This window comes from Klebsiella sp. GL120222-02, from assembly GCF_003097195.1.
GTDB classification, from domain to species: Bacteria; Pseudomonadota; Gammaproteobacteria; order Enterobacterales; family Enterobacteriaceae; genus Klebsiella; species Klebsiella variicola.
In genome coordinates this window covers 654,361-680,461 of the sequence record NZ_QEQO01000003.1, presented here as the reverse complement: position 1 = coordinate 680,461, position 26,101 = coordinate 654,361, and the positions used below count along the sequence as shown (strand labels likewise).

The 26,101-nt window shown below is 54.5% G+C and carries 25 protein-coding genes and 2 tRNA genes; 20 read left to right on the top strand and 7 right to left on the bottom strand.

Annotated elements, in window-relative coordinates:
- Nucleotides 1-22: 22 nt before the first annotated feature.
- The gene (gene sfsB, locus N438_RS13380) at nucleotides 23-295 is read right to left on the bottom strand and encodes a DNA-binding transcriptional regulator SfsB (RefSeq protein ID WP_008806644.1); all 273 of its coding nucleotides are present in this window, start codon (nucleotides 293-295) and stop codon (nucleotides 23-25) included.
- A gap of 195 nt (nucleotides 296-490) precedes the next feature.
- Nucleotides 491-1,462 carry an octaprenyl diphosphate synthase gene (gene ispB / locus N438_RS13375; protein WP_008806643.1) on the bottom strand — a complete coding sequence of 324 codons (972 nt, stop codon included), beginning with the start codon at nucleotides 1,460-1,462 and terminating at the stop codon, nucleotides 491-493.
- A gap of 260 nt (nucleotides 1,463-1,722) precedes the next feature.
- On the opposite strand from ispB, the gene rplU reads away from it, so the two are divergent.
- From rplU to cgtA, 4 genes are all read left to right on the top strand, one after another.
- Entirely contained in the window at nucleotides 1,723-2,034 is a 312-nt protein-coding gene (gene rplU, locus N438_RS13370) for a 50S ribosomal protein L21 (RefSeq protein ID WP_002918379.1), read from the top strand.
- 20 nt (nucleotides 2,035-2,054) lie between these two features.
- Entirely contained in the window at nucleotides 2,055-2,312 is a 258-nt protein-coding gene (gene rpmA, locus N438_RS13365; RefSeq protein ID WP_002434222.1) for a 50S ribosomal protein L27, read from the top strand.
- A gap of 92 nt (nucleotides 2,313-2,404) precedes the next feature.
- Nucleotides 2,405-3,370 carry a DMT family transporter gene (locus N438_RS13360; protein WP_008806642.1) on the top strand — a complete coding sequence of 322 codons (966 nt, stop codon included), beginning with the start codon at nucleotides 2,405-2,407 and terminating at the stop codon, nucleotides 3,368-3,370.
- Between the two features lie 15 nt (nucleotides 3,371-3,385).
- Entirely contained in the window at nucleotides 3,386-4,564 is a 1,179-nt protein-coding gene (gene cgtA, locus N438_RS13355) for an Obg family GTPase CgtA (protein ID WP_008806641.1), read from the top strand.
- A 51-nt stretch (nucleotides 4,565-4,615) separates the two neighbouring features.
- On the opposite strand, the gene dacB is transcribed toward cgtA, so the two are convergent.
- On the bottom strand, nucleotides 4,616-6,049 hold the full coding sequence (dacB, locus tag N438_RS13350) for a serine-type D-Ala-D-Ala carboxypeptidase (protein ID WP_116696333.1): 1,434 nt from the start codon (nucleotides 6,047-6,049) through the stop codon (nucleotides 4,616-4,618).
- 235 nt (nucleotides 6,050-6,284) lie between these two features.
- On the opposite strand from dacB, the gene greA reads away from it, so the two are divergent.
- On the top strand, nucleotides 6,285-6,761 hold the full coding sequence (greA, locus tag N438_RS13345) for a transcription elongation factor GreA (RefSeq protein WP_008806639.1): 477 nt from the start codon (nucleotides 6,285-6,287) through the stop codon (nucleotides 6,759-6,761).
- A gap of 152 nt (nucleotides 6,762-6,913) precedes the next feature.
- On the opposite strand, the gene yhbY is transcribed toward greA, so the two are convergent.
- The gene (gene yhbY, locus N438_RS13340) at nucleotides 6,914-7,207 is read right to left on the bottom strand and encodes a ribosome assembly RNA-binding protein YhbY (RefSeq protein ID WP_002918374.1); all 294 of its coding nucleotides are present in this window, start codon (nucleotides 7,205-7,207) and stop codon (nucleotides 6,914-6,916) included.
- A gap of 123 nt (nucleotides 7,208-7,330) precedes the next feature.
- Here yhbY and rlmE point away from each other — a divergent pair, with 123 nt between their 5' ends.
- The 7 genes from rlmE to N438_RS28045 all read left to right on the top strand — a co-directional run bounded on the left by rlmE (nucleotide 7,331) and on the right by N438_RS28045 (nucleotide 13,472).
- Nucleotides 7,331-7,960, top strand: a complete 630-nt coding sequence (rlmE, locus tag N438_RS13335; RefSeq protein ID WP_008806638.1) for a 23S rRNA (uridine(2552)-2'-O)-methyltransferase RlmE — start codon at nucleotides 7,331-7,333, stop codon at nucleotides 7,958-7,960.
- Nucleotides 7,961-8,059: 99 nt separating this feature from the next.
- The gene (gene ftsH, locus N438_RS13330; protein ID WP_008806637.1) at nucleotides 8,060-9,994 is read left to right on the top strand and encodes an ATP-dependent zinc metalloprotease FtsH; all 1,935 of its coding nucleotides are present in this window, start codon (nucleotides 8,060-8,062) and stop codon (nucleotides 9,992-9,994) included.
- 98 nt (nucleotides 9,995-10,092) lie between these two features.
- Complete coding sequence (gene folP / locus N438_RS13325) at nucleotides 10,093-10,941, top strand: dihydropteroate synthase (protein ID WP_012540474.1); 849 nt, start codon at nucleotides 10,093-10,095, stop codon at nucleotides 10,939-10,941.
- Nucleotides 10,934-12,271 (top strand): phosphoglucosamine mutase, encoded by a 1,338-nt coding sequence (glmM, locus tag N438_RS13320; protein WP_002918370.1) that lies wholly within the window; start codon nucleotides 10,934-10,936, stop codon nucleotides 12,269-12,271. Before folP ends, glmM begins: the two co-directional genes overlap by 8 nt.
- 229 nt (nucleotides 12,272-12,500) lie before the next feature.
- Nucleotides 12,501-12,830 carry a preprotein translocase subunit SecG gene (gene secG / locus N438_RS13315; protein ID WP_002918369.1) on the top strand — a complete coding sequence of 110 codons (330 nt, stop codon included), beginning with the start codon at nucleotides 12,501-12,503 and terminating at the stop codon, nucleotides 12,828-12,830.
- A 9-nt stretch (nucleotides 12,831-12,839) separates the two neighbouring features.
- Nucleotides 12,840-12,926 (top strand) — tRNA-Leu (locus N438_RS13310).
- Nucleotides 12,927-13,223: 297 nt separating this feature from the next.
- Nucleotides 13,224-13,472, top strand: coding sequence for a hypothetical protein (locus tag N438_RS28045; protein ID WP_162493299.1), 249 nt, complete (start codon nucleotides 13,224-13,226; stop codon nucleotides 13,470-13,472).
- 41 nt (nucleotides 13,473-13,513) lie between these two features.
- On the opposite strand, the gene N438_RS13300 is transcribed toward N438_RS28045, so the two are convergent.
- The 3 genes from N438_RS13300 to argG all read right to left on the bottom strand — a co-directional run bounded on the left by N438_RS13300 (nucleotide 13,514) and on the right by argG (nucleotide 16,559).
- On the bottom strand, nucleotides 13,514-14,065 hold the full coding sequence (locus tag N438_RS13300; RefSeq protein ID WP_008806633.1) for a YfaZ family outer membrane protein: 552 nt from the start codon (nucleotides 14,063-14,065) through the stop codon (nucleotides 13,514-13,516).
- A gap of 349 nt (nucleotides 14,066-14,414) precedes the next feature.
- A complete protein-coding gene (locus N438_RS13295; RefSeq protein ID WP_023298269.1) occupies nucleotides 14,415-15,044 on the bottom strand; it encodes a winged helix-turn-helix transcriptional regulator in 630 nt (209 codons plus the stop codon).
- Between the two features lie 171 nt (nucleotides 15,045-15,215).
- The gene (argG, locus tag N438_RS13290) at nucleotides 15,216-16,559 is read right to left on the bottom strand and encodes an argininosuccinate synthase (protein WP_116696332.1); all 1,344 of its coding nucleotides are present in this window, start codon (nucleotides 16,557-16,559) and stop codon (nucleotides 15,216-15,218) included.
- A 307-nt stretch (nucleotides 16,560-16,866) separates the two neighbouring features.
- Here argG and N438_RS13285 point away from each other — a divergent pair.
- The 8 genes from N438_RS13285 (at nucleotide 16,867) to pnp (ending at nucleotide 26,078) form a co-directional block, all read left to right on the top strand.
- Nucleotides 16,867-16,943: transfer RNA gene (locus tag N438_RS13285), tRNA-Met, on the top strand.
- 208 nt (nucleotides 16,944-17,151) lie between these two features.
- Nucleotides 17,152-17,604, top strand: a complete 453-nt coding sequence (gene rimP, locus N438_RS13280) for a ribosome maturation factor RimP (protein WP_002918364.1) — start codon at nucleotides 17,152-17,154, stop codon at nucleotides 17,602-17,604.
- A 27-nt stretch (nucleotides 17,605-17,631) separates the two neighbouring features.
- Nucleotides 17,632-19,119, top strand: coding sequence for a transcription termination factor NusA (gene nusA, locus N438_RS13275; RefSeq protein WP_008806630.1), 1,488 nt, complete (start codon nucleotides 17,632-17,634; stop codon nucleotides 19,117-19,119).
- 24 nt (nucleotides 19,120-19,143) lie between these two features.
- On the top strand, nucleotides 19,144-21,834 hold the full coding sequence (gene infB, locus N438_RS13270; protein ID WP_008806629.1) for a translation initiation factor IF-2: 2,691 nt from the start codon (nucleotides 19,144-19,146) through the stop codon (nucleotides 21,832-21,834).
- Nucleotides 21,835-21,936: 102 nt separating this feature from the next.
- Nucleotides 21,937-22,338 carry a 30S ribosome-binding factor RbfA gene (gene rbfA / locus N438_RS13265; protein WP_002918248.1) on the top strand — a complete coding sequence of 134 codons (402 nt, stop codon included), beginning with the start codon at nucleotides 21,937-21,939 and terminating at the stop codon, nucleotides 22,336-22,338.
- Nucleotides 22,338-23,282, top strand: a complete 945-nt coding sequence (gene truB / locus N438_RS13260; protein WP_046621501.1) for a tRNA pseudouridine(55) synthase TruB — start codon at nucleotides 22,338-22,340, stop codon at nucleotides 23,280-23,282. Before rbfA ends, truB begins: the two co-directional genes overlap by 1 nt.
- A gap of 148 nt (nucleotides 23,283-23,430) precedes the next feature.
- On the top strand, nucleotides 23,431-23,700 hold the full coding sequence (gene rpsO / locus N438_RS13255; RefSeq protein ID WP_012540479.1) for a 30S ribosomal protein S15: 270 nt from the start codon (nucleotides 23,431-23,433) through the stop codon (nucleotides 23,698-23,700).
- 242 nt (nucleotides 23,701-23,942) lie between these two features.
- A complete protein-coding gene (gene pnp, locus N438_RS13245) occupies nucleotides 23,943-26,078 on the top strand; it encodes a polyribonucleotide nucleotidyltransferase (RefSeq protein WP_008806626.1) in 2,136 nt (711 codons plus the stop codon).
- Nucleotides 26,079-26,101 lie beyond the last annotated feature (23 nt).

Below are 26,101 nucleotides of genomic sequence, written 5' to 3'. Positions count from 1 at the left end.
CGGGACCCTGTCGATTATCACATCACCTGTCTGTCTTCTTTTGACGCATCATCTGCGTTCTGTCGATAAACTCATGAGTCACCGGGTCGTGGTAGCGTGACGGCCAGATGACCCACGGCTGCGTTTCCAGCGCCGTGGCGATAATCAACTCGCCTTTCGGCCAGGGGCGGGTCAGGGCGTTCGCCAGCGTTGAAGAACTCAGGCCGTGCCGTCGCGACTCTGCCGCCAGCGATGTTCCCCGTTTACGTAACCCAGCAACAATATCGGCGGGATGCCAGTCGATGAACTTATCCATAAATTCTCCTGGTGTTAAAGGTCCAGATCGTCCACATGGGCGATGGGGACACTATACCCGCGTACTATGTAGGGTTCTAACAAGTTCTGTTAAGGCGCCAGAATATTCAGAATCTATCAAGATATTCGGAAGTTTAGGGAAAGAAGTGGTATTTTACTGGAACTTTCCCGCGCATCGCGCGGGAAAGGAGGGGGATTAATGATCGCGCTGGACCGCAATATGTGCCAGTCCAATCAAAGCTTCGCGCCACGGTGTGTCCGGGAGGATCTGCAGGGCTGCAATCGCTTTATCGGCTTCTTCTTCAGCACGCTTCTGCGTCCACTCCAGCGAACCGCAGGTGGCCATGGTTTCCAGAACAGCATCCAGCAGATGGCGACCATTGCCCTGCTCGATCGCCCCGCGGATCATCGCCGCCTGATCGGGGGTGCCATGATGCATAGCATGCAGCAGCGGTAGCGTCGGTTTGCCTTCGTTCAGGTCATCACCGACGTTTTTACCGAGTCGCTCTCCGTCGGAGCTGTAGTCGAGTAAATCGTCGATCAGCTGGAAAGCGGTGCCGAGATAGCGACCATAATCCTGCAACGCGCGCTCTTCTTCCGCGGAGCAGTCGGCCAGCATTCCCGCACACTGCGAGGCCGCCTCAAACAGGCGCGCCGTCTTGCTGTAGATGACGCGCATATAGTTCTCTTCCGTGATATCCGGATCGTTGACGTTCATCAACTGCAGCACTTCGCCTTCGGCAATGACGTTCACCGCCTCCGACATGACCTCGAGGATCTTCAGTGAGCCTAGCTGGGTCATCATCTGAAAGGCGCGGGTATAGATGAAATCGCCAACCAGCACGCTGGCGGCATTGCCGAACGCCGCATTGGCCGTGGCTTTGCCGCGACGCATGTCAGACTCATCGACGACGTCGTCATGCAGTAGCGTGGCGGTATGAATAAATTCAATCAGCGCAGCAATAGTGACATGCGCGCTCCCTTGATAGCCCACCGCGCGCGCGGCAAGCACAGCAATCATCGGGCGAATGCGTTTGCCGCCGCCGCTGACGATGTAATAGCCTAACTGATTGATAAGCTGAACATCGGAGTTGAGTTGCTCAAGAATCGTCGCATTGACACCCGCCATATCTTGCGCGGTTAACTCATTGATTTTTTCTAAATTCATCGCAAAAGCCGGGCCAAATGTCCTGTTACCATGAATCCAGGTGGGATCACAGAAGGATTAAGACAGAATTAAAAGAAGATATGATTGTACTGAAAAATTGCCGTAGATAAACGTTGTCGTGAAAGTTGTGTTTTTTTTCTGCATTGATCGCTAATCGCTCTTGTCAAAGGCTCGCGTTTTGCGTAATATTCGCGCCCTATTGTGAATATTTATAGCGCACTCTGAATCACATAAAGAGGTGCGCGGAAGCGGAGTTTTATATGTACGCGGTTTTCCAAAGTGGTGGTAAACAACACCGAGTAAGCGAAGGTCAGACCGTTCGCCTGGAAAAGCTGGACATCGCAACTGGCGAAGCTGTTGAATTCGCTGAAGTGCTGATGATCGCAAACGGTGAAGAAATCAAGATCGGCGTTCCTTTCGTTGAGGGCGGCGTAATCAAAGCTGAAGTTGTTGCTCACGGTCGTGGCGAGAAAGTTAAAATCGTTAAGTTTCGTCGTCGTAAACACTATCGTAAGCAGCAGGGCCATCGTCAGTGGTTCACTGATGTGAAAATCACTGGCATCAGCGCCTAAGACCTGAGGAGTAGATTTAAATGGCACATAAAAAGGCTGGCGGCTCGACTCGTAACGGTCGCGATTCAGAAGCTAAACGTCTGGGCGTAAAACGTTTCGGCGGTGAAGCAGTTCTGGCAGGTAGCATCATCGTTCGTCAACGTGGTACCAAATTCCACGCTGGCACCAACGTTGGTTGCGGCCGTGACCACACTCTGTTCGCTTTGACTGACGGTAAAGTCAAGTTCGAAGTTAAAGGCCCGAAAAACCGTAAATTCATCAGCATCGTTGCTGAATAAGTTTTTCGCGTCCCGGTAACGGATGAAAGCCCCGCAACACGTTGCGGGGCTTTTTACATTCGTCTACTGGAAAATTTTGCAGGGAAACAGGCATGAAGCAGCAGGCTGGGATTGGCATTATTCTGGCGCTTACCACCGCGATGTGTTGGGGAGCGTTGCCGATTGCGATGAAACAGGTTCTTGAGGTGATGGAGCCGCCTACGGTGGTGTTTTATCGCTTCCTGATGGCCAGCATTGGGCTTGGCGCGATCCTCGCGATCAAAGGCAAACTGCCGCCGCTGCGAATTTTTCGCAAGCCGCGCTGGCTGGTTTTGTTAGCCATTGCCACCGGTGGCCTGTTCGGTAACTTCATTCTGTTCAGTTCTTCCCTGCAATATCTCAGCCCCACTGCTTCTCAGGTCATCGGCCAGCTATCGCCGGTGGGCATGATGGTGGCAAGCGTCGTGATTCTGAAAGAGCGCATGCGCGGTACCCAGGTGGTGGGCGCGTTGATGTTGCTCAGCGGGCTGGTGATGTTTTTCAACACCAGCCTGATTGAAATCTTTACCCGCCTGACGGATTACACATGGGGGGTAATTTTCGGCGTTGCTGCTGCAACGGTGTGGGTAAGCTATGGCGTCGCGCAAAAGGTGTTATTGCGCCGTCTGGCATCACAGCAGATACTATTTTTGCTGTACACTTTATGTACGATTGCATTACTGCCGCTCGCTAAGCCCGGGGTGATATCCCAGCTAAGCGACTGGCAACTGGCATGCCTGATTTTTTGCGGGCTAAATACCCTGGTCGGCTACGGGGCGCTGGCGGAAGCCATGGCGCGCTGGCAGGCGGCGCAGGTCAGCGCGTTAATCACCTTGACGCCACTGTTTACGCTACTGTTTTCTGATTTATTATCAATGGCCTGGCCCGATGTTTTCGCCAGACCGATGTTAAACCTGATTGGTTATCTCGGTGCGTTTGTCGTGGTTGCGGGCGCGATGTATTCCGCCATCGGCCATCGTCTTTGGGGGCGTTGGCGTAAGCGAGAGGCGGTAGTACCGCTGCCCCGCTCAGGCGAATGATTTACGGAGAGTAAAATGAAGTTTGTAGATGAAGCAACGATCCTGGTCGTAGCAGGTGACGGCGGCAATGGTTGCGTAAGCTTCCGCCGCGAAAAGTATATTCCGAAAGGCGGTCCGGACGGCGGCGATGGCGGTGACGGCGGCGATGTCTGGCTGGAAGCGGACGAGAACCTGAACACCCTGATCGACTACCGTTTTGAAAAATCGTTCCGCGCCGAACGCGGGCAGAATGGCCAGAGCCGCGACTGTACCGGTAAGCGCGGTAAAGACGTGACGGTGAAAGTGCCGGTCGGGACCCGGGTTATCGACCAGGGCACCGGCGAGACCATGGGCGACATGACCAAACACGGTCAGCGTCTGATGGTGGCGAAAGGTGGCTGGCACGGTCTGGGCAACACCCGTTTCAAATCATCCGTTAACCGCACCCCGCGTCAGAAGACCATGGGTACCCCGGGTGATAAACGCGACCTGCAGCTGGAGCTGATGCTGCTGGCCGATGTCGGGATGCTGGGGATGCCGAACGCCGGCAAATCCACCTTCATCCGCGCGGTCTCCGCCGCCAAGCCGAAAGTGGCTGACTATCCGTTTACCACCCTGGTGCCGAGCCTGGGCGTGGTGCGTATGGACAACGAGAAGAGCTTCGTGGTCGCCGATATCCCGGGGCTGATTGAAGGCGCAGCGGAAGGTGCAGGCCTTGGTATCCGCTTCCTCAAGCACCTTGAGCGCTGCCGTGTGCTGCTGCATCTCATCGACATCGAGCCTATCGATGGTTCCGATCCGGTTGAGAATGCCCGCATTATCATTGGCGAGCTGGAGAAATACAGCGAGAAGCTGGCCTCCAAGCCACGCTGGTTAGTCTTTAACAAGATTGACCTGATGGACAAAGCGGAAGCCGAAGCCAAAGCGAAGGCGATTGCCGAAGCGCTGGGTTGGGAAGATAAATTCTACCTGATCTCAGCGGCCAGCCAGCAGGGCGTGAAAGAGCTGTGCTGGGACGTGATGACCTTTATCATCGAAAACCCGATCGTGCATGTGGAAGAAGAGCAGAAGCCGGAGAAAGTCGAGTTCATGTGGGACGACTATCACCGTCAGCAGCTTGAAGAAGCCGAAGTCGAAGTGGAAGATGACGAAGACTGGGATGACGACTGGGACGAAGACGACGAAGAAGGCGTCGAATTCATCTACAAACGCTAATCCTGACTTCGCTGGATCAAAAAGGGCCGCATCTGATGCGGCCCTTTTGTTTTAGTTATTCTGGTACAAATCTTTATACAAGCGGCTTTCAAAGCGGACCAGTGGGATGCGGCGATTGCGCTGATCAGCTGGCTCCACGGCGTAGCCGGAGAGATATTGCACGAAGGCCACCTTTTGTCCGCTGGCGGTAGTGATGAAGCCTGCGAGGTTATAAACCCCCTGGAGCGACCCGGTTTTCGCCGAGACTTTGCCATCCACGCCCGCCTGGTGGAGACCGGCGCGGTATTGCAGCGACCCGTCGTGGCCCGCCAGCGGCAGCATGGAGATGAAGTTGAGCTCGGTATCGTGCTGGGCGATATACTGCAGCACCTGCATCATGGTCGCCGGGGCGATCAGGTTGTGGCGCGACAAGCCAGAGCCGTCGGCGATGATCGTGTTGCCGAGATCGACCCCAGCCTGTTGACGCAGGATCTGGCGTACGGCATCGGATCCTGCCCGCCAGGTGCCTGGTACGCCGAAGCGGGCGTGGCCGATGGTACGAAAGACGGTGTCGGCAATCATGTTATCTGACTTCTTCAGCATGATCCGCAGCAGATCGTGCAGTGGAGCCGACTGGGTGGTGGCTAATACCGTTCCGGGGTCATTGGCCAGCGTCTGGCGCAGCAGCGTGCCGCTATAGGTGAGCCCCGCCTGGGTCAGCTCCGCTTTGAGGATCGCCCCGGCGTAGCTGGCGCCATCCTGAATGGCGAAGGCCAGCGGCAGGGGCTCGCTACGCTGCGGCAGGCAGCCAGTGAGGGTATAGCGATTGAGATCGCCTGGCACTACGTCGAGCTCGCAGTACTGTGCTTCTGCTGAGCCGCGCGCCAGCGTTCGCACCTGGCTGAACATGGTGACCGGATAATAGGACGCAACGCGAATGAAGGCGAGATCGCCCGGTTTCTGCGCGCTATACAGCGAGACAGAGAAGCAGTTACGGTCGACAATTGCGGCCGCCGGCGGGGCGCTGAAGCACTGCGTCAGGTCGTTCCACGGCCAGCCCGGCGCTTTGTCATGGCTGGCGAAGACCGAGGTATCGATGAGCACATTGCCTTCGATACGCTGCACGCCAGCTTTTTTCAGCGTCGCCACCATATTGCGAATATCCTGCCGTTTGAGCGTCGGATCGCCGCCGAAGCGCGCAATCAGATCGCCTTTCAGCACGCCGCCGTCAAGTGAGCCTTTGGTTTCCAGCGTGGTGGTAAAGCGGAAATCGGGCCCCAGCTGCAGCAGAGCCGCCAGCGCGGTGATAACCTTTTGCGTACTGGCCGGGAGCGCCATTTGCTGGCTGTGATAGTCGATTTCCGGCGTCGATGCGCCGACCTTTTGCGCCATAAAGGCAAGGTTCGCACCGGCGGGAAGCTGGTTGATGTACTCGTCAATATTCGCCGCCTGAGCGCTAAGCGCTATACCGGCAGTCAATCCGATGATAAATCTGGGAAATCGCATAATCTCGCGCTAACAACCTGAAGCCAGGCCGTCATACTACGGTGCAACGCCCAGTAAAGTAAACGATGACCCATAATGAACTTCGGGGTAAAATACCTATCAAATGAAAAATTGCTGCTGACCTGGGGAGTGTTTCCCGGGTCGGTTTCTTTTTGCTCGTGTCCTGCCTGTGGGCAGGGCAGGTGGCGGGGCGGAGCTCTCCGTTCCCTGAAGGAATGATAAAGAGGTATAACTAATGCAAGCGATTCCGATGACCTTACGTGGCGCTGAGAAACTGCGCGAAGAACTGGATTATCTGAAGTCTGTGCGTCGTCCTGAAATCATTGCCGCTATTGCTGACGCTCGTGAACACGGCGATCTGAAAGAGAATGCTGAGTATCATGCTGCGCGTGAGCAGCAGGGCTTCTGCGAAGGGCGTATCAAAGATATTGAAGCGAAGCTGTCCAATGCCCAGGTGATCGATATCACCAAAATGCCGAACAATGGCCGGGTAATTTTTGGCTCAACCGTCAGCGTGCTCAACCTCGATACCGATGAGGAACAGACCTACCGCATCGTGGGTGATGATGAAGCTGATTTTAAGCAGAATCTGATCTCCGTGAACTCGCCGATCGCCCGTGGTCTGATCGGCAAAGAGCAGGATGACGTCGTGACTATCCGTACCCCGGGTGGTGAAGTGGAATACGAAATTACTAAGGTTGAATACCTGTAAGGCGTATTTCCCGCTACGATGTTTATAGATTGTAAAGAAAGGAAAAAGGCCGCATAGCGGCCTTTTATCAACGTCAGGAGCATGGCATTTTGCTCGCCTGGCCGCAGAAATCCCTCGTTTTACACAAAGTTGTGTCGAGATTCAGGATATTCTTAGCGTGGCAGCGAGATCTTACGCTCTGGCGTTGGGCGGTACAGAACCAGCGTTTTACCGATGACCTGTACGTTACAGGCGCCGGTTTCACGTACGATGGCTTCCACGATCAAGGCTTTAGTTTCGCGATCTTCTGAGGCGATCTTCACCTTGATGAGCTCATGGTGCCCTAACGCTTGTTCGATCTCGGCCAGTACCCCTTCGGTCAAACCATTATTGCCAAGCATAACTACCGGCTTGAGCGGATGTGCCAGACCTTTCAGGTGCTGTTTTTGTTTAGTACTCAGATTCATCGTGTTTTTTTGCTTACGTTGGGATTGAAAACGGGTCATTCTACCGCCATCTCCCATATATCGCCAAACTACCGCGTCGATTTTTACGCAGTAAAGTACGATGAACCCGAACGGGAATGTTAAATGACAGGTAAAAAGCGTTCTGCCAGCTCAAGCCGCTGGCTTCAGGAACACTTTAGCGATAAATATGTTCAACAGGCACAGAAAAAGGGGTTACGTTCCCGTGCCTGGTTTAAACTTGATGAAATACAGCAAAGTGACAAAATTTTTAAGCCGGGGATGACGATAGTCGATCTCGGTGCTGCTCCCGGTGGCTGGTCGCAGTATGCGGTCACGCAGATCGGCAACAGCGGCCGCATCATCGCTTGCGATCTTTTACCAATGGATCCAATCGTTGGTGTGGACTTCCTTCAGGGCGATTTTCGTGATGAATTAGTCCTGAAAGCGTTACTTGAGCGAGTGGGCGACAGTAAAGTCCAAGTTGTCATGTCCGATATGGCGCCGAATATGTGCGGAACACCGGCGGTGGATATTCCCCGGGCTATGTATCTGGTAGAACTGGCGCTTGAAATGTCTCGTGATGTATTAGCGCCAGGTGGTAGTTTTGTAGTGAAGGTGTTCCAGGGCGAAGGCTTCGATGAGTATCTTCGAGAAATTCGCTCCCTGTTTACGAAGGTCAAAGTTCGTAAACCGGACTCTTCCCGCGCTCGTTCGCGTGAAGTGTATATTGTAGCGACCGGGCGTAAACCATAACCGGCAGATTTCAAACGAAAGTTTGAAAGAAACTGGATATAGAGTATCCTGACGCTGTTTTTAACACAGTTGTAATAAGAGGTTAATCCCTTGAGTGACATGGCGAAAAACCTAATACTCTGGCTGGTCATTGCCGTTGTGCTGATGTCAGTATTCCAGAGCTTTGGGCCCAGCGAGTCGAATGGCCGCAAGGTGGATTATTCTACCTTCCTGCAAGAGGTCAATCAGGACCAGGTTCGCGAAGCGCGTATCAACGGACGTGAGATCAACGTTACCAAGAAAGATAGTAACCGTTACACGACTTACATTCCGGTTAACGATCCGAAGCTGCTCGATAACCTGTTGACTAAAAACGTCAAAGTTATTGGCGAACCACCAGAAGAGCCAAGCCTGCTGGCTTCCATCTTCATCTCCTGGTTCCCTATGCTGCTGTTGATCGGCGTCTGGATCTTCTTTATGCGGCAAATGCAGGGCGGTGGCGGGAAGGGCGCGATGTCCTTCGGCAAAAGCAAAGCCCGTATGCTGACGGAAGACCAGATCAAAACCACTTTTGCCGACGTTGCCGGGTGTGACGAAGCGAAAGAGGAAGTCGGTGAGCTGGTGGAATACCTGCGTGAGCCGAGCCGCTTCCAGAAACTGGGCGGTAAGATCCCGAAAGGCGTCCTGATGGTCGGCCCTCCGGGTACCGGTAAAACGCTGCTGGCGAAAGCGATCGCTGGCGAAGCAAAAGTACCGTTCTTCACAATTTCCGGTTCTGATTTCGTCGAAATGTTCGTCGGTGTCGGTGCATCTCGTGTGCGTGACATGTTCGAGCAGGCTAAGAAAGCAGCGCCTTGCATCATCTTCATCGATGAAATCGACGCCGTCGGCCGCCAGCGTGGCGCGGGTCTTGGCGGTGGTCACGATGAACGTGAGCAGACCCTGAACCAGATGCTGGTTGAAATGGACGGCTTCGAAGGTAACGAAGGTATTATCGTTATCGCGGCGACTAACCGTCCGGACGTTCTGGACCCCGCGCTGCTGCGTCCAGGCCGCTTCGACCGTCAGGTTGTCGTTGGTCTGCCGGATGTTCGCGGTCGTGAACAGATCCTGAAAGTGCATATGCGTCGCGTACCGCTGGCGCCGGATATCGACGCGGCGATCATTGCGCGCGGTACCCCTGGCTTCTCTGGTGCGGACCTGGCGAACCTGGTCAACGAAGCGGCGCTGTTTGCTGCTCGCGGCAACAAACGTGTTGTTTCGATGGTTGAGTTCGAAAAAGCGAAAGACAAAATCATGATGGGTGCGGAACGTCGCTCCATGGTGATGACGGAAGCGCAGAAAGAATCGACCGCTTACCACGAAGCAGGCCACGCCATTATCGGCCGTCTGGTTCCGGAACACGATCCGGTCCATAAAGTGACGATTATCCCGCGCGGTCGTGCGCTGGGTGTGACCTTCTTCCTGCCGGAAGGCGATGCGATCAGCGCCAGCCGTCAGAAACTGGAAAGTCAGATCTCCACCCTGTACGGCGGTCGTCTGGCGGAAGAGATTATCTACGGTCCGGAACATGTTTCTACCGGCGCGTCCAACGACATTAAAGTGGCGACGAACCTGGCGCGTAACATGGTGACCCAGTGGGGCTTCTCCGACAAACTCGGTCCGCTGCTGTATGCGGAAGAAGAAGGCGAAGTCTTCCTCGGCCGTAGCGTAGCGAAAGCGAAGCATATGTCCGATGAAACCGCGCGTATCATCGACCAGGAAGTGAAATCGCTGATCGAGCGTAACTACGGTCGTGCTCGCCAGCTGCTGAACGACAACATGGATATCCTGCACGCGATGAAAGATGCGCTCATGAAATATGAGACTATCGATGCGCCGCAGATTGACGACCTGATGGCTCGTCGCGATGTTCGTCCGCCGGCGGGTTGGGAAGAACCGGGTTCTTCGAATAACTCTGACAACAATGGCACGCCTCGTGCGCCGCGTCCGGTTGATGAACCGCGTACGCCGAACCCGGGCAACACCATGTCAGAGCAGCTGGGCGACAAGTAAGCTACCGCTGTTGATGTCTTGTTTTAACCTTAAAAACCCCGGGGCGCCCGCTCCGGGGTTTTTCTTTTTTTAACCTCTTCAGTCTCAGGGATTTTGTGATGAAACTTGTAGCCCAGGGCTCAACCCTCGATCTCTCTCATCCGCATGTGATGGGCATTCTTAATGTGACGCCCGACTCTTTCTCCGATGGCGGCGCTCACAACTCGCTGGTTGAGGCGGTGAAGCATGCCAATCTGATGATTAACGCAGGGGCGACCATCATTGATATCGGCGGTGAATCCACGCGGCCAGGGGCGGCTGAGGTGAGCGTAGAAGAGGAACTCGCGCGGGTGATCCCGGTTGTCGAAGCGATCGCTCAGCGCTTTGAAGTGTGGATCTCGGTGGATACGTCCAAACCGGAGGTTATCCGCGAATCAGCCCGGGCCGGGGCGCATATCATTAACGATATTCGTTCGCTGACCGAACCTGGCGCGCTGCAGGCCGCTGCGGAAACCGGGCTGCCGGTGTGTCTGATGCATATGCAGGGTCAGCCGAAAACCATGCAGGAGGCGCCAAAATATGAGGATGTCTTCGCCGATGTCGAGCGCTTTTTTGCAGAACATATTGTGCGCTGCGAGCAGGCGGGGATCGCAAAAGAAAAATTGCTGCTCGACCCGGGATTCGGTTTCGGTAAAAATCTCTCCCATAATTATCAACTGCTGGCCAGGCTGGGTGAATTTCACCACTTTGGGCTGCCTCTGCTGGTCGGTATGTCGCGTAAGTCGATGGTAGGTCAGTTGCTGAACGTCGGGCCGTCGGAACGGCTGAACGGCAGCCTGGCGTGTGCCGTCATTGCAGCAATGCAGGGCGCGCAGATAATCCGCGTCCATGATGTCAAAGAAACGGTAGAAGCGCTGCGCGTGGTGGAAGCCACCCTCGCCGCTAAGGGAAAAAAACGTTATGAGTAACCGCAAGTATTTTGGCACCGATGGTATTCGTGGCCGCGTCGGCGATGCGCCGATCACTCCGGAATTTGTGCTTAAGCTGGGCTGGGCGGCGGGGAAAGTGTTAGCGCGCCACGGCTCGCGTAAAATTATCATCGGCAAGGATACCCGTATTTCGGGCTATATGCTGGAGTCCGCGCTGGAAGCTGGGCTGGCGGCCGCGGGGCTCTCTGCGTCGTTCACCGGGCCAATGCCGACACCGGCCATCGCCTACCTGACGCGCGCATTCCGCGCCGAGGCGGGGATCGTTATTTCAGCTTCGCATAACCCTTTCTACGACAACGGTATTAAATTCTTCTCCATTGAGGGCACCAAGCTGCCGGATGATGTAGAAGAGGCGATTGAAGCCGAAATGGAGAAAGAACTCACCTGCGTGGATTCGGCAGAGCTGGGCAAAGCCAGCCGTATCGTTGATGCCGCCGGGCGCTACATTGAATTTTGTAAAGGCACCTTTCCCAACGAACTGAGCCTCGGCACGCTGAAAGTGGTGGTGGACTGCGCGCACGGTGCGACCTATCACATTGCCCCCAATGTCTTCCGCGAGCTGGGCGCTCAGGTTATCGCGATGGGCTGCGAGCCTGACGGCCTCAACATCAACGAAGAGGTCGGCGCCACCGACGTGCGTGCGCTGCAGGCGCGCGTGCTGGCGGAGAAAGCCGATCTGGGTATTGCCTACGACGGCGATGGCGATCGGGTGATCATGGTTGACCATGAAGGCAATAAAGTCGATGGCGACCAGATCCTCTACATCATCGCCCGGGAAGGGCTGCGTCAGGGGCAGCTGCGCGGCGGCGCCGTTGGTACCCTGATGAGTAATATGGGACTGGAGCTGGCGCTCAAGCAGTTAGGCATCCCGTTTGCCCGCGCGAAGGTCGGTGACCGTTATGTACTGGAGATGCTGCAGGAAAAAGGCTGGCGCATTGGTGCGGAAAACTCAGGCCACGTGATCCTGCTGGATAAAACCACCACCGGCGATGGCATCGTCGCCAGTCTGCAGGTGGTCGCGGCGATGGTACGTAACCATATGAGTCTGCATGACCTTTGCAGTGGCATGAAGATGTTCCCTCAGTTACTGGTGAATGTGCGTTTTACCGAAGGCAGCGGTAACCCACTGGAGAACGAGCATGTCAAAGCGGTGACCGCAGAAGTGGAAGCAGCGTTAGGGAAACGCGGCCGTGTCCTGCTGCGTAAATCCGGAACGGAGCCGCTGATCCGCGTCATGGTAGAAGGCGAGCATGAAGATCAGGTGCACGAGTTTGCGCATCGCATCGCCGAAGCGGTAAAAAGCGTCTAAGCTTGCCGGCTAAGTGGTTAAAAAGGCGGCGCTTGCCGCCTTTTTTATGATAGAAAACCGACTTTTTGCTGTTTTTTTCTGCAGTTGATACAATGTGTCGAAATTGCCCTTGCGAAGGTCATTCGCTTTGGTTAGTATTCACACCCGCTTCAGTGGGAAACGTTAAAACGTCCCGCTTTATTGGTCGAAGCACTTGGTATGCGGCAAATCCGCAAGGAACAGGTTGATTATGTACGAAGCTCTTTTGGTTGTTTTCCTTATTGTAGCGATTGGCCTTGTTGGTCTGGTTATGCTGCAGCAAGGTAAAGGCGCTGATATGGGAGCCTCCTTCGGTGCAGGCGCTTCCGGCACACTGTTTGGGTCCAGCGGTTCTGGCAACTTCATGACCCGTATGACCGGCATCCTGGCTGCGCTGTTCTTCATCATCAGTCTGGCGCTGGGTAATATCAACAGCAACAAGACCAGTAAAGGAAGTGAGTGGGATAACCTGAGTGCACCGAAAACGGAGCAAACTCAGCCAACTGCGCCGGCTCAGCCGACCAGCGACATCCCGCACTAAGTATTCTGTACCGAGGTGGTGGAATTGGTAGACACGCTACCTTGAGGTGGTAGTGCCCTAACGGGCTTGTGGGTTCGAGTCCCATCCTCGGTACCAATATTCCAGAAAAAAGACGCTGAAAAGCGTCTTTTTTTGTTTTTGTCCCCTCCGGCCATTTAATTATAAACATCTCTTTGCTGGTTCCCTTCTTTTACTGTCGTTAAAGTCGCCTCGTCAAATTAACAGAGGTGAAGTGACATAATGAACAAGATCGGGTTGCTTATCGTCGCCGGTGTGCTCGGTTTAGCAGGGTGCAGTTCAACATCACCCTCCCAAACGGTGGAGACGATTAATGCGCTAACGGTACCGGTATCGCACAGTGAGCCTGGGGCGACAGCGAATAATGCCCAGGCGGTGACGCGCTATTTCCAGGATAATACGGCACTGATTGGTCGCCTTAACCATTCGTTGAAAAATCATTATTTGCAGGATGTGGAGCGCCGCGATGTGTTTGACAGACATAGTGAGGCGTACCAGGTGTATGGCGCCCTGACCCGTCTGGAGCAGATGGCGTCCATGAATGATGTTTACCGTAAAGAGAATAATGTTGCCGGTCTGCAGGAGATCAACCGCGTGCTGAAAAGCGTGCCGTTGGCCAGCTGAGAGAAGACAGGGACTGCCGGACAGCAATCCCTGTGTAAGGATTAAAAGCGGAAGTTAACCCCGGCATAGGCCCCGTCGGCAAGGGTGTTGTCACGATTGCCATCTTTCCCCGCCATATCGATATAACGATAGCCTGCTTCGATATTCAGAGACGGGAGTACGTTAATACGTAATCCGGCATTGGCCTCCACATAATCATCGACGCCGCTGGACATTGAGTCCGGCGAGTAATACCCCTCACCGAAGAGCGTGAAGTACTGGCCGAGGGGCAGCTCTGCGCCGCCGCCAGCGGCGATGGCATAGCCTTCATCACCATCTTTGGGATTCAGATAGACGCCTTTACCGCCCAGCGTCATCAGAAAAGGTCCAAGGTTAAAGTTGTAGCCCATTCCCAGCCCTACGCTGTCCCCGTCATTGTCGCTGTGAGCCCACTGGGTATTGAACGTCATACCCGGTTCCCCGGCGCCAAAGCTGGCGGACAGATTGGTGAACTCGGCACCGGCTTCACCATGCAGGTTAACGGATGCGCAGACGGCGCTGCTGGCCCCCAGGGCGATCATCACGGCAAACAATTTTGGAGCAATCGACTTCATTGTTGAATTCCTTCAGATAAAAAAAAGCCCGATACGGGCGTTCGGGCAAAATTAACGGGTTCTTGGATCTCATCGTTATGGTCGCTGCAGACGGCAGGCGAGGGGGTCAACTCCCGCTACCGCTGCTCACGCCTGGCCGATTTCCGGGGCATATCCTGAGCCGGTGCAGGCCCGGCGGTTAACGCCGTGAGTGGTTGCCTGCTGGTCGAGCCCAGGGACATGTTGTCCGCCGGTAAATTCAGGTGCTCAGCATAAAATTTTTCTTTTTTTACCGTTAGCGTTTATTAATTTAAATTTAAACATTTTCAACATTGAGGCGAGTAACAACAAATAAAGGTGACTGACGCGGTCAAAATTTTTCAGGAAGTGAGGCGATGCTTTGCAAATAACCACCGCGGGCAAAGGTAATATAACCGCCTTTCTTTAATGCTGACAAGACATTGAGAATACTGCTGCGCGAGAGATGGGTCCTGTCCTGAATATATTCAAGAATAGACACGCGCTGTCGGGTCTCTTCGGTTAATAACATCATTTCCAGCAGATGGTTACGGATCACCGAATAGGTTCGCTGTTGCAGGACCAGATCGTCACGATATACCAGGTAGGAAGTATGATAGGCCAGCAGGCTGGTCACCTCCTCCCACAGGTTATGCTGACGAAAGAGCGCGGAAGCCAGGTCATAGTCGATGCGTAGCAGTTCGGAAGAGACTTCCGCTCGCAGGCTATGGCTGCGGCTGGGCTGTAGCATTTCCGCCACGCCGAAAAGGTGGGGCTCATAGACGGTCACCATCAATAGCTTGTCGGAATTCCGAATAATCGATAGCTCGCCTTTTTTAAAAATAAAGAGCTGGGTTTTGCCTTTATATTCCCAGGTGAGTCTTTTTCTGGCGATCGCGTTAACGGGCGTCGCGTGTGGCTCAAGCACATCGATCAGTCGGTCAATGGCCTTTTGCGGCCTGATCGGCGGTTTAATATTCATGATGTTTATCACCAGATATGAATTAATCAATTGAGGCTATTATAGTCAACAATTTTGCTGACCGGGCGATAAGGAAAAAATGCCTCTTTTCAATTTTTCTGGCGCTGACAGGGAACAAAAAATAAAAAGCCGGCGGAGGGCCGCCGGCGGGGAGCAAACATCGTCAGGCGATTATTTGCCTTTGTTTTCCAGATTCTCAACCTGCGGTAAACCGGTTGCCGAGGAGGCGCTCAGCAGGCCTGACTGGGCATAGCCGAACAGCTTCTCGCGGGTATCGGTGATATCCAGATTACGCATGGTCAGCTGACCGATACGGTCTTCGGCGGTAAACATGGAATCGCCTTTTTCCATGGTCAGACGCTCTGCTTTATAGGTCAGGTTGTCTGAAACGGTATTGAGGATCGAGTAGTCGTTACCGCGACGCAGCTCAAGGGTAACTTCGCCGGTGATCTGGCTCGCGACCCAGCGCTGCAGAGAATCACGCAGCATCAGCGCCTGGGAATCGAACCAGCGTCCCTGATACAGCAGGCGGCCCAGCTGACGACCGTGGGCGTGGTATTGCTCGATTGTGTCTTCGTTATGGATACCGGTCAGCAGACGCTCGTAGGCGATATGCAGCAGCGCCATCCCGGGGGCTTCATAAATACCGCGGCTTTTTGCTTCGATAATGCGGTTTTCAATCTGATCGCTCATCCCCAGACCGTGGCGGCCGCCGATGCGGTTGGCTTCCAGCATCATCTCGACGTCGTCAGAGAAGGTTTTGCCATTCAGCGCCACCGGATGGCCTTGCTCAAAGCGTACGGTCACCTCTTCCGCAGGGATCTTCACGTTTTCGTCCCAGAACTTCACGCCCATAATCGGGTTGACGATTTTCACGCTGGAATTGAGGAATTCGAGGTCTTTCGCTTCGTGCGTCGCGCCGAGCATGTTGGAGTCAGTGGAATAGGCTTTTTCAACCGACATCTTGTAGTCAAAGCCGCAGGCGATCATAAATTCGGACATTTCGTGCCGGCCGCCGAGCTCATCGATGAAATCACTGTCCAGCCACGGCTTGTAAATCTGCAGTTCAGCATTGGTCAGCAGGCCGTAACGATAGAAACGTTCGATATCGTTGCCTTTATAGGTGCTGCCATCGCCCCAGATGTTGACGCCATCTTCTTTCATTGCCGCCACCAGCATGGTGCCGGTGACCGCGCGGCCCAGCGGCGTGGTGTTGAAATAGGTCAACCCACCGGTGGTGTTATGGAAAGCGCCACACTGAATCGCCGCGATCCCTTCTGCGACCAGCTGTTTGCGGCAGTCGATCAGACGGGCACCTTCAGCGCCATACTCTTTCGCGCGGCGCGGAATAGCATCGTAGTCGTCTTCGTCCGGTTGACCCAGGTTAGCGGTATATGCATAAGGCACGGCGCCTTTTTTGCGCATCCATAACAGCGCGGCGCTGGTATCCAGTCCACCAGAGAAAGCGATACCAATACGTTGACCAACCGGGAGATGCTTGAGAATCGTCGTCATAAAATAAAACCCTGCTCGATAGACTGTGGTGAGTTCGACTCAACAACCTTAACTGCATTTTTATGCATTAATTGTGAGTATTCATTTAACCATCTTTTACTGGCGACAGGAAGGGCTTCATCATCTTTTTGCTAAAAAAGCCTGAAATACCAGCACAAACGGCAATCGGGGGCGATAAAAAGCATGTTGACAAAATATACTAATTGTCGATACAATTCACCCCGATTTTATGTCCCGTCTTCGGTACCAAATCCCAGCAGTATTTGCGTCTTTTGCTCAATAAGAGTAAAATATGCCACGTTTCAGGCGCGGGGTGGAGCAGCCTGGTAGCTCGTCGGGCTCATAACCCGAAGGTCGTCGGTTCAAATCCGGCCCCCGCAACCACTTTCCCATTAAGTACTTTTTCAAATATACTGTGAGGACTAAGTGTCCTTCGTAGCCGAATTTGAAAGAATTCTTGCGGAAGGTGTTCCAGATCGCCATGGCGATCTCAGGGTTCAGTTATCTAAAGCCCCGATTTATCGGGGTTTTTTGTTATCTGACTTCAGAATAACTGGGCTATACGCCCTTTTTTTATGTCTTGGGGGTGGGTTTGTCCACATTAGAGCAAAAATTGACAGAGATGCTCACAGCGCCGGTTGAAGCGCTTGGCTTTGAGCTGGTCGGCATCGAATTTATTCGCGGTCGCACATCCACACTGCGCATCTATATTGATAGTGAAGATGGCATCAACGTTGATGATTGTGCTGATGTGAGCCACCAGGTAAGCGCCGTCATGGATGTTGAAGACCCGATCACTGTCGCTTACAACCTGGAAGTCTCTTCGCCTGGTCTCGACCGTCCGATGTTCACCGCCGAACACTACCAACGTTTCACTGGCGAAGAAGTTGCGCTGGTGCTGCGCATGGCGGTTCAGAACCGTCGCAAATGGCAGGGCATTATCAAAGCGGTAGACGGTGAAATGATCACGGTAACCGTCGAAGGCAAAGATGAAGTGTTCGCGCTGAGTAACATCCAGAAGGCGAACCTGGTTCCCCACTTTTAACAGTCTGGATTGAGGTGAAAGGCCCCGATGAACAAAGAAATTTTGGCTGTTGTTGAAGCCGTTTCCAACGAAAAAGCGCTGCCGCGCGAGAAAATTTTCGAAGCGCTGGAAAGCGCGCTGGCAACGGCCACCAAGAAAAAATACGAACAAGAGATCGACGTTCGCGTAGAAATCGACCGTAAGAGCGGCGATTTCGACACCTTCCGTCGCTGGCTGGTTGTTGAAGAGGTGACTCAGCCGACGCGCGAGATCACGCTGGAAGCAGCGCGTTACGAAGATGAAAGCATGAACGTCGGCGACTATGTCGAAGATCAGATTGAATCTGTTACCTTCGACCGTATCACCACGCAGACCGCTAAACAGGTTATCGTGCAGAAAGTCCGCGAAGCCGAGCGCGCGATGGTGGTCGATCAGTTCCGCGAGCACGAAGGTGAGATCATCACCGGCGTGGTGAAAAAAGTGAACCGCGACAACATCACTCTGGATCTGGGCAACAACGCTGAAGCCGTGATCCTGCGTGAAGATATGCTGCCGCGTGAAAACTTCCGTCCGGGCGACCGCATCCGCGGCGTACTGTACGCTGTCCGTCCGGAAGCGCGTGGCGCCCAGCTGTTCGTGACCCGTTCCAAACCTGAGATGCTGATCGAATTGTTCCGCATTGAAGTGCCGGAAATCGGTGAAGAAGTGCTGGAGATCAAAGCGGCGGCTCGCGATCCGGGCTCTCGTGCCAAAATCGCGGTGAAAACCAACGACAAGCGCATCGACCCGGTTGGCGCTTGCGTCGGTATGCGCGGTGCGCGCGTGCAGGCCGTCTCTACTGAGCTGGGCGGCGAACGCATCGATATCGTCCTGTGGGATGATAACCCGGCGCAGTTCGTGATCAACGCCATGGCGCCGGCAGACGTCGCGTCTATCGTGGTGGATGAAGATAAACACACCATGGATATCGCGGTAGAAGCGGGCAACCTGGCGCAGGCGATTGGCCGTAACGGTCAGAACGTTCGTCTGGCTTCGCAGCTCAGCGGCTGGGAACTCAACGTGATGACCGTTGACGACCTGCAGGCTAAGCACCAGGCGGAAGCGCATGCCGCTATCGATACCTTCACCAAATATCTCGATATTGATGAAGATTTCGCGACAGTGCTGGTTGAAGAAGGCTTCTCCTCGCTGGAAGAGCTGGCCTATGTGCCGATGAAAGAACTGCTGGAAATCGACGGTCTGGATGAAGCCACCGTTGAAGCACTTCGTGAGCGTGCGAAAAACGCACTGACTACGCTGGCGCTGGCTCAGGAAGAAAGCCTGGGAGATAACAAACCTGCCGATGATTTGTTGAATCTGGAAGGTCTGGATCGTGCCCTGGCATTCAAACTGGCTGCCCGTGGTGTTTGTACGCTGGAAGATCTCGCCGAGCAGGGCGTTGATGACCTGGCTGATATCGAAGGGATGACCGACGAGAAAGCTGGCGAGCTCATCATGGCCGCTCGCAACATTTGTTGGTTCGGCGACGAAGCGTAATAAACTGTAGCAGGAAGGAACAGCATGACAGATGTGACTATTAAAGCGCTGGCCTCAGAGATTCAGACCTCTGTGGATCGCCTGATACAGCAATTTGCTGACGCAGGCATCCGCAAATCGGCTGATGATTCTGTGACCGCGCAAGAGAAACAAACTTTGTTGACGCACCTGAACCGTGAACACGGCTCGGCGCCCGACAAGCTGACGTTGCAGCGTAAAACCCGCAGCACGTTGAATATTCCAGGTACCGGTGGAAAGAGTAAATCGGTACAAATCGAAGTCCGCAAGAAACGCACCTTTGTGAAACGCGATCCGCAAGAGGCTGAACGTCTGGCCGCGGAAGAGCAGGCGCAGCGTGAAGCGGAAGAGCAGGCCCGTCGTGAAGCTGAAGAAGCAGCGAAACGCGAGGCGCAATTAAAAGCTGAACGTGAGGCCGCAGAACAAGCTAAACGTGAAGTCGCTGATAAAGCGAAACGTGAAGCTGCGGAAAAAGACAAAGTGAGCAATCAACATACCGACGAAATGACCAAAACCGCCCAGGCTGAAAAGATCCGCCGTGAGAACGAAGCCGCGGAACTGAAGCGCAAATCGGAAGAAGAAGCACGCCGCAAACTTGAAGAAGAAGCGCGCCGTGTAGCGGAAGAAGCACGCCGTATGGCAGAAGAAAACGAAAAAAATTGGTCTGAAACCTCAGACAGCCCGGAAGATAGCAGCGACTATCACGTCACTACGTCACAGCATGCTCGTCAGGCTGAAGATGATAACGATCGTGAAGTTGAAGGCGGTCGCGGCCGTAGCCGTAGCAGCAAAGCGGCGCGTCCGGCGAAGAAAGGCAACAAACACGCTGAATCTAAAGCTGATCGTGAAGAAGCCCGTGCGGCCGTTCGCGGTGGTAAAGGCGGTAAGCACCGTAAAGGTTCCGCTCTGCAGCAGGGCTTCCAGAAGCCGGCGCAGGCCGTTAACCGTGACGTTATCATCGGCGAAACCATCACCGTTGGTGAACTGGCTAACAAGATGGCGGTGAAAGGTTCTCAGGTCATCAAAGCGATGATGAAACTGGGCGCCATGGCGACCATTAACCAGGTCATCGACCAGGAAACCGCGCAGCTGGTTGCCGAAGAGATGGGCCACAAAGTTATCCTGCGTCGTGAAAACGAACTGGAAGAAGCGGTAATGAGCGACCGTGACACCGGCGCTGCGGCTGAACCGCGCGCACCGGTCGTGACCATCATGGGTCACGTTGACCACGGTAAAACCTCGCTGCTGGACTATATTCGTTCTACTAAGGTTGCCTCCGGCGAAGCGGGTGGTATTACCCAGCACATCGGTGCTTACCACGTAGAAACCGACAACGGCATGATCACCTTCCTGGACACCCCGGGCCACGCCGCGTTTACCTCCATGCGTGCTCGTGGTGCGCAGGCGACGGATATCGTGGTTCTGGTGGTGGCGGCAGACGACGGCGTGATGCCGCAGACCATCGAAGCTATCCAGCACGCTAAAGCGGCGCAGGTACCGGTGGTGGTTGCGGTGAACAAAATCGATAAGCCAGAAGCTGATCCGGATCGCGTGAAGAATGAACTGTCCCAGTACGGCATCCTGCCGGAAGAGTGGGGCGGCGAGAGCCAGTTCGTCCACGTTTCCGCGAAAGCCGGTACCGGCATCGACGACCTGCTGGACGCGATTCTGCTGCAGGCTGAAGTTCTTGAACTGAAAGCTGTACGTAACGGTATGGCGAGCGGCGCGGTCATCGAGTCCTTCCTCGATAAAGGTCGTGGCCCGGTGGCTACCGTTCTGGTTCGCGAAGGTACTCTGCATAAGGGCGATATTGTCCTGTGTGGCTTTGAATATGGCCGCGTGCGTGCGATGCGTGACGAACTGGGTCGCGAAGTGCTGGAAGCGGGTCCGTCCATTCCGGTGGAAATCCTCGGTCTGTCCGGTGTGCCGGCTGCGGGTGATGAAGTGACTGTGGTTCGTGACGAGAAAAAAGCGCGTGAAGTGGCACTGTATCGTCAGGGCAAATTCCGTGAAGTTAAGCTCGCGCGTCAGCAGAAATCTAAGCTGGAAAACATGTTCGCTAACATGACCGAAGGCGAAGTTCACGAAGTGAACATCGTGCTGAAAGCGGACGTACAGGGTTCTGTCGAAGCGATTTCCGATTCCTTACTGAAACTGTCTACCGACGAAGTGAAAGTGAAGATCATCGGTTCCGGCGTAGGTGGTATCACCGAAACCGACGCGACCCTGGCAGCAGCATCCAACGCGATTCTGGTTGGCTTCAACGTTCGTGCCGATGCCTCTGCGCGTAAAGTTATCGAAGCGGAAAGCCTGGATCTGCGTTATTACTCCGTCATCTATAACCTGATCGACGAAGTGAAAGCGGCGATGAGCGGCATGCTGTCTCCGGAACTGAAACAGCAGATCATCGGTCTGGCTGAAGTGCGTGATGTGTTCAAATCGCCGAAATTCGGCGCCATCGCGGGCTGTATGGTTACCGAAGGGACGATCAAACGTCACAACCCAATCCGCGTCCTGCGTGACAACGTGGTTATCTATGAAGGCGAGCTGGAATCCCTGCGCCGCTTCAAAGATGACGTTAACGAAGTCCGTAACGGCATGGAATGTGGTATCGGTGTGAAGAACTACAACGACGTTCGCGTTGGCGATATGATCGAAGTGTTCGAAATCATCGAAATCCAGCGTAGCATCGATTAATCATTTGATGGCTAAGCAGCCGGGGAAGCGAAGCGCCACCCGGCAATCATTTTAAAAAGGGGCTTTTGGCCCCTTTTTTGTCTTTATTCTGGAGAACTTATTATGGCGAAAGAATTTGGTCGCCCGCAGCGTGTGGCCCAGGAGATGCAAAAAGAGATTGCCATCATCCTGCAACGTGAAATCAAAGATCCGCGTCTGGGTATGATGACCACCGTTTCCGGTGTGGAAATGTCCCGTGACCTGGCCTATGCCAAGGTGTATGTCACCTTCCTCAACGACAAAGATGAAGCCGCGGTGAAAGCGGGCATCAAAGCGCTGCAGGAAGCTTCTGGTTTTATCCGCTCCCTGCTGGGTAAAGCGATGCGTCTGCGTATCGTGCCGGAACTGACTTTCTTCTACGACAACTCGCTGGTGGAAGGGATGCGTATGTCCAACCTGGTCACCAGCGTGGTGAAACACGACGATGAACGTCGTGTGAACCCGGACGACAGCAAGGAGGACTGATGAGTCGTCCTCGTCGTCGCGGCCGCGACGTGCACGGCGTATTGTTGCTGGACAAGCCTCAGGGTGCTTCCAGCAACGATGTGCTGCAGAAAGTAAAGCGTATTTATAACGCCAACCGCGCTGGCCACACCGGCGCGCTGGATCCGCTGGCGACCGGTATGCTGCCAGTGTGTCTTGGCGAAGCGACCAAGTTTTCCCAGTATCTGCTGGACTCCGATAAGCGTTATCGCGTGATCGCCAAACTGGGCCAGCGCACGGATACCTCCGATGCCGACGGTCAGGTGGTGGAAGAGCGTCCGCTAACCTTTAGCGACGAGCAGCTGGCGGCGGCGCTGGATAGTTTCCGCGGCGAGACGCAGCAGGTACCGTCGATGTACTCGGCGCTGAAGTATCAGGGCAAGAAGCTGTACGAGTATGCTCGTCAGGGCATTGAGGTCCCGCGTGAAGCCCGGCCGATTACGGTCTATGAGCTGCTGTTTATTCGCCATGAAGGCGATGAACTGGAGCTGGAGATCCACTGCTCGAAAGGCACCTACATCCGGACGATTATCGATGATTTAGGTGAAAAGCTCGGCTGCGGCGCGCACGTGATTTTCCTGCGTCGCCTGGCGGTGAGCAAATACCCGGTTGAGCGGATGGTGACCCTCGAGCAGCTGCAGGCGCTGGTCGAACAGGCGGCAGCGCAGGATATTCCTGCCGCGCAGCTGCTTGATCCGCTGCTGATGCCGATGGACAGCCCGGCGTCGGACTATCCGCTGGTGGCGATTCCGGAGACCTCCGCGGTTTACTTTAAAAACGGTAACCCGGTTCGTCAGTCAGGCGCGCCGCTTAACGGGCTGGTGCGGGTGATGGAAAACGAATCCGGCAAGTTTCTCGGCATGGGCGAAATTGACGATGAAGGCCGCGTGGCGCCGCGTCGTCTGGTGGTGGAATACCCGGCGTAAGCGCTTTTCTTGCGATAAAAGCCTGCTACGAGTAGAATATCGCCGCTTAACGTCCGCTAAAGTGTTTTAACATTTTCGGGCGTTGCATCAGGGGTCGCTGAATTAGAGATCGGCACCCTTTCTTTCTTTTAATTTTTGGAGTTCTAAAATGTCTCTAAGCGTTGAAGCTAAAGCAAAAATCGTTTCTGAGTTTGGTCGTGGCGAAAACGACAGCGGTTCTACCGAAGTTCAGGTTGCACTGCTGACTGCACAGATCAACCACCTGCAGGGCCACTTTGCAGAGCACAAAAAAGATCACCACAGCCGTCGTGGTCTGCTGCGCATGGTTTCTCAGCGTCGTAAACTGCTCGACTACCTGAAACGTAAAGATGTTGCACGTTACGCTGCGCTGATCGAGCGTCTGGGTCTGCGTCGCTAATTCTGCGAGTTTCAGAAAAAGGGGCCTGACGGCCCCTTTTTTCGACCGGGCGGCAGCAATTCATTCAAAACTCATGTATTGTTGCTAGTAATGATCTTCATGCAGAGGTTCGCGCGGCTAATGAGAGGCTTCATCCGCAGGGGCGGGTAAAGGTTGTCATTAGTCGCGAGGATGCAGAGGATCGGGTCAATAGACGCTATGTCTTTGATATGGCGTGATTTATAGATAAAAAGGATAGAATTTTGCTTAATCCGATCGTTCGTAAATTCCAGTACGGCCAGCATACCGTAACCCTGGAAACCGGCATGATGGCGCGCCAGGCAACGGCCGCTGTGATGGTTAGCATGGATGACACCGCGGTATTCGTGACCGTTGTGGGTCAGAAAAAAGCGAAGCCAGGCCAGGACTTTTTCCCGCTGACTGTTAACTACCAGGAGCGTACTTACGCTGCCGGTAAAATCCCGGGTGGTTTCTTCCGTCGTGAAGGCCGTCCAAGCGAAGGCGAAACCCTGATCGCGCGTCTGATTGACCGCCCGGTTCGCCCGCTGTTCCCGGAAGGCTTCGTTAACGAAGTTCAGGTTATCGCCACCGTCGTTTCCGTTAACCCGCAGGTTAACCCGGATATCGTCGCGATGATCGGCGCTTCCGCTGCGCTGTCCCTGTCTGGTATTCCGTTCAATGGCCCAATCGGCGCCGCGCGCGTGGGTTACATCAACGACCAGTACGTACTGAACCCAACCCAGGAAGAACTGAAGTCCAGCAAACTGGATCTGGTGGTTGCCGGTACTGAAGCGGCCGTGCTGATGGTTGAATCCGAGGCTGAACTGCTGAGTGAAGACCAGATGCTGGGCGCGGTGGTCTTCGGCCACGAGCAGCAGCAGATTGTTATTCAGAACATCAACGACCTGGTGAAAGAAGCCGGTAAACCGCGTTGGGACTGGCAGCCGGAAGCTGTCAACGAAGCGCTGAACGCGCGCGTGGCTGCGCTGGCTGAATCCCGCCTGAGCGATGCTTACCGTATCACCGACAAACAAGAGCGTTACGCTCAGGTTGACGTGATCAAATCTGAAACCATCGCCACGCTGGTAGCAGAAGATGAAACCCTGGACGCTAACGAGCTGGGTGAAATCCTGCACGCCATCGAGAAAAACGTGGTTCGTAGCCGCGTACTGGCAGGCGAGCCGCGTATCGATGGCCGCGAAAAAGACATGATCCGTGGTCTGGACGTTCGTACCGGCGTACTGCCGCGTACTCACGGTTCCGCACTGTTCACCCGTGGCGAAACGCAGGCGCTGGTTACCGCGACTCTGGGTACCGCACGCGACGCGCAGAACATCGACGAACTGATGGGCGAGCGCACCGACTCCTTCCTGTTCCACTACAACTTCCCTCCGTACTCCGTAGGCGAAACTGGCATGGTGGGTTCTCCGAAGCGTCGTGAAATCGGTCACGGTCGTCTGGCTAAGCGCGGCGTACTGGCCGTGATGCCGACTATCGACGAATTTCCGTACACCGTTCGCGTGGTGTCTGAAATCACCGAATCCAACGGTTCTTCTTCCATGGCCTCCGTCTGTGGCGCCTCTCTGGCGCTGATGGATGCGGGTGTGCCGGTGAAAGCCGCCGTTGCGGGTATCGCAATGGGTCTGGTGAAAGAAGGCGACAACTTCGTCGTTCTGTCTGACATCCTGGGTGACGAAGACCACCTTGGCGATATGGACTTCAAAGTTGCGGGTTCCCGCGACGGTATCTCTGCGCTGCAGATGGATATCAAAATTGAAGGTATCACCAAAGAAATCATGCAGGTTGCTCTGAACCAGGCTAAAGGTGCGCGTCTGCACATCCTGGGCGTGATGGAGCAGGCGATTAACGCGCCGCGCGGCGATATCTCTGAATTCGCACCGCGTATCCACACCATCAAGATCAACCCGGACAAGATCAAAGACGTTATCGGTAAAGGCGGTTCTGTTATCCGTGCCCTGACCGAAGAAACCGGCACCACCATCGAAATCGAAGATGACGGTACCGTGAAGATCGCAGCGACCGACGGCGATAAAGCACAGCATGCTATCCGTCGTATCGAAGAGATCACCGCTGAGATCGAAGTTGGCCGCATCTACAATGGTAAAGTGACCCGTATCGTTGACTTTGGCGCGTTCGTTGCCATCGGCGGCGGTAAAGAAGGTCTGGTTCACATCTCGCAGATCGCTGATAAGCGCGTTGAGAAAGTGACTGACTACCTGCAGATGGGTCAGGAAGTGCCGGTTAAGGTTCTGGAAGTTGACCGCCAGGGCCGTGTTCGTCTGAGCATCAAAGAAGCAACTGAACAGACTCCGTCTGCCGCAGCGCCGGAAGCTCCGGTCGCCGAGCAGGGCGAGTAAGGTTGCCGTTAGCCCTCCGCTTT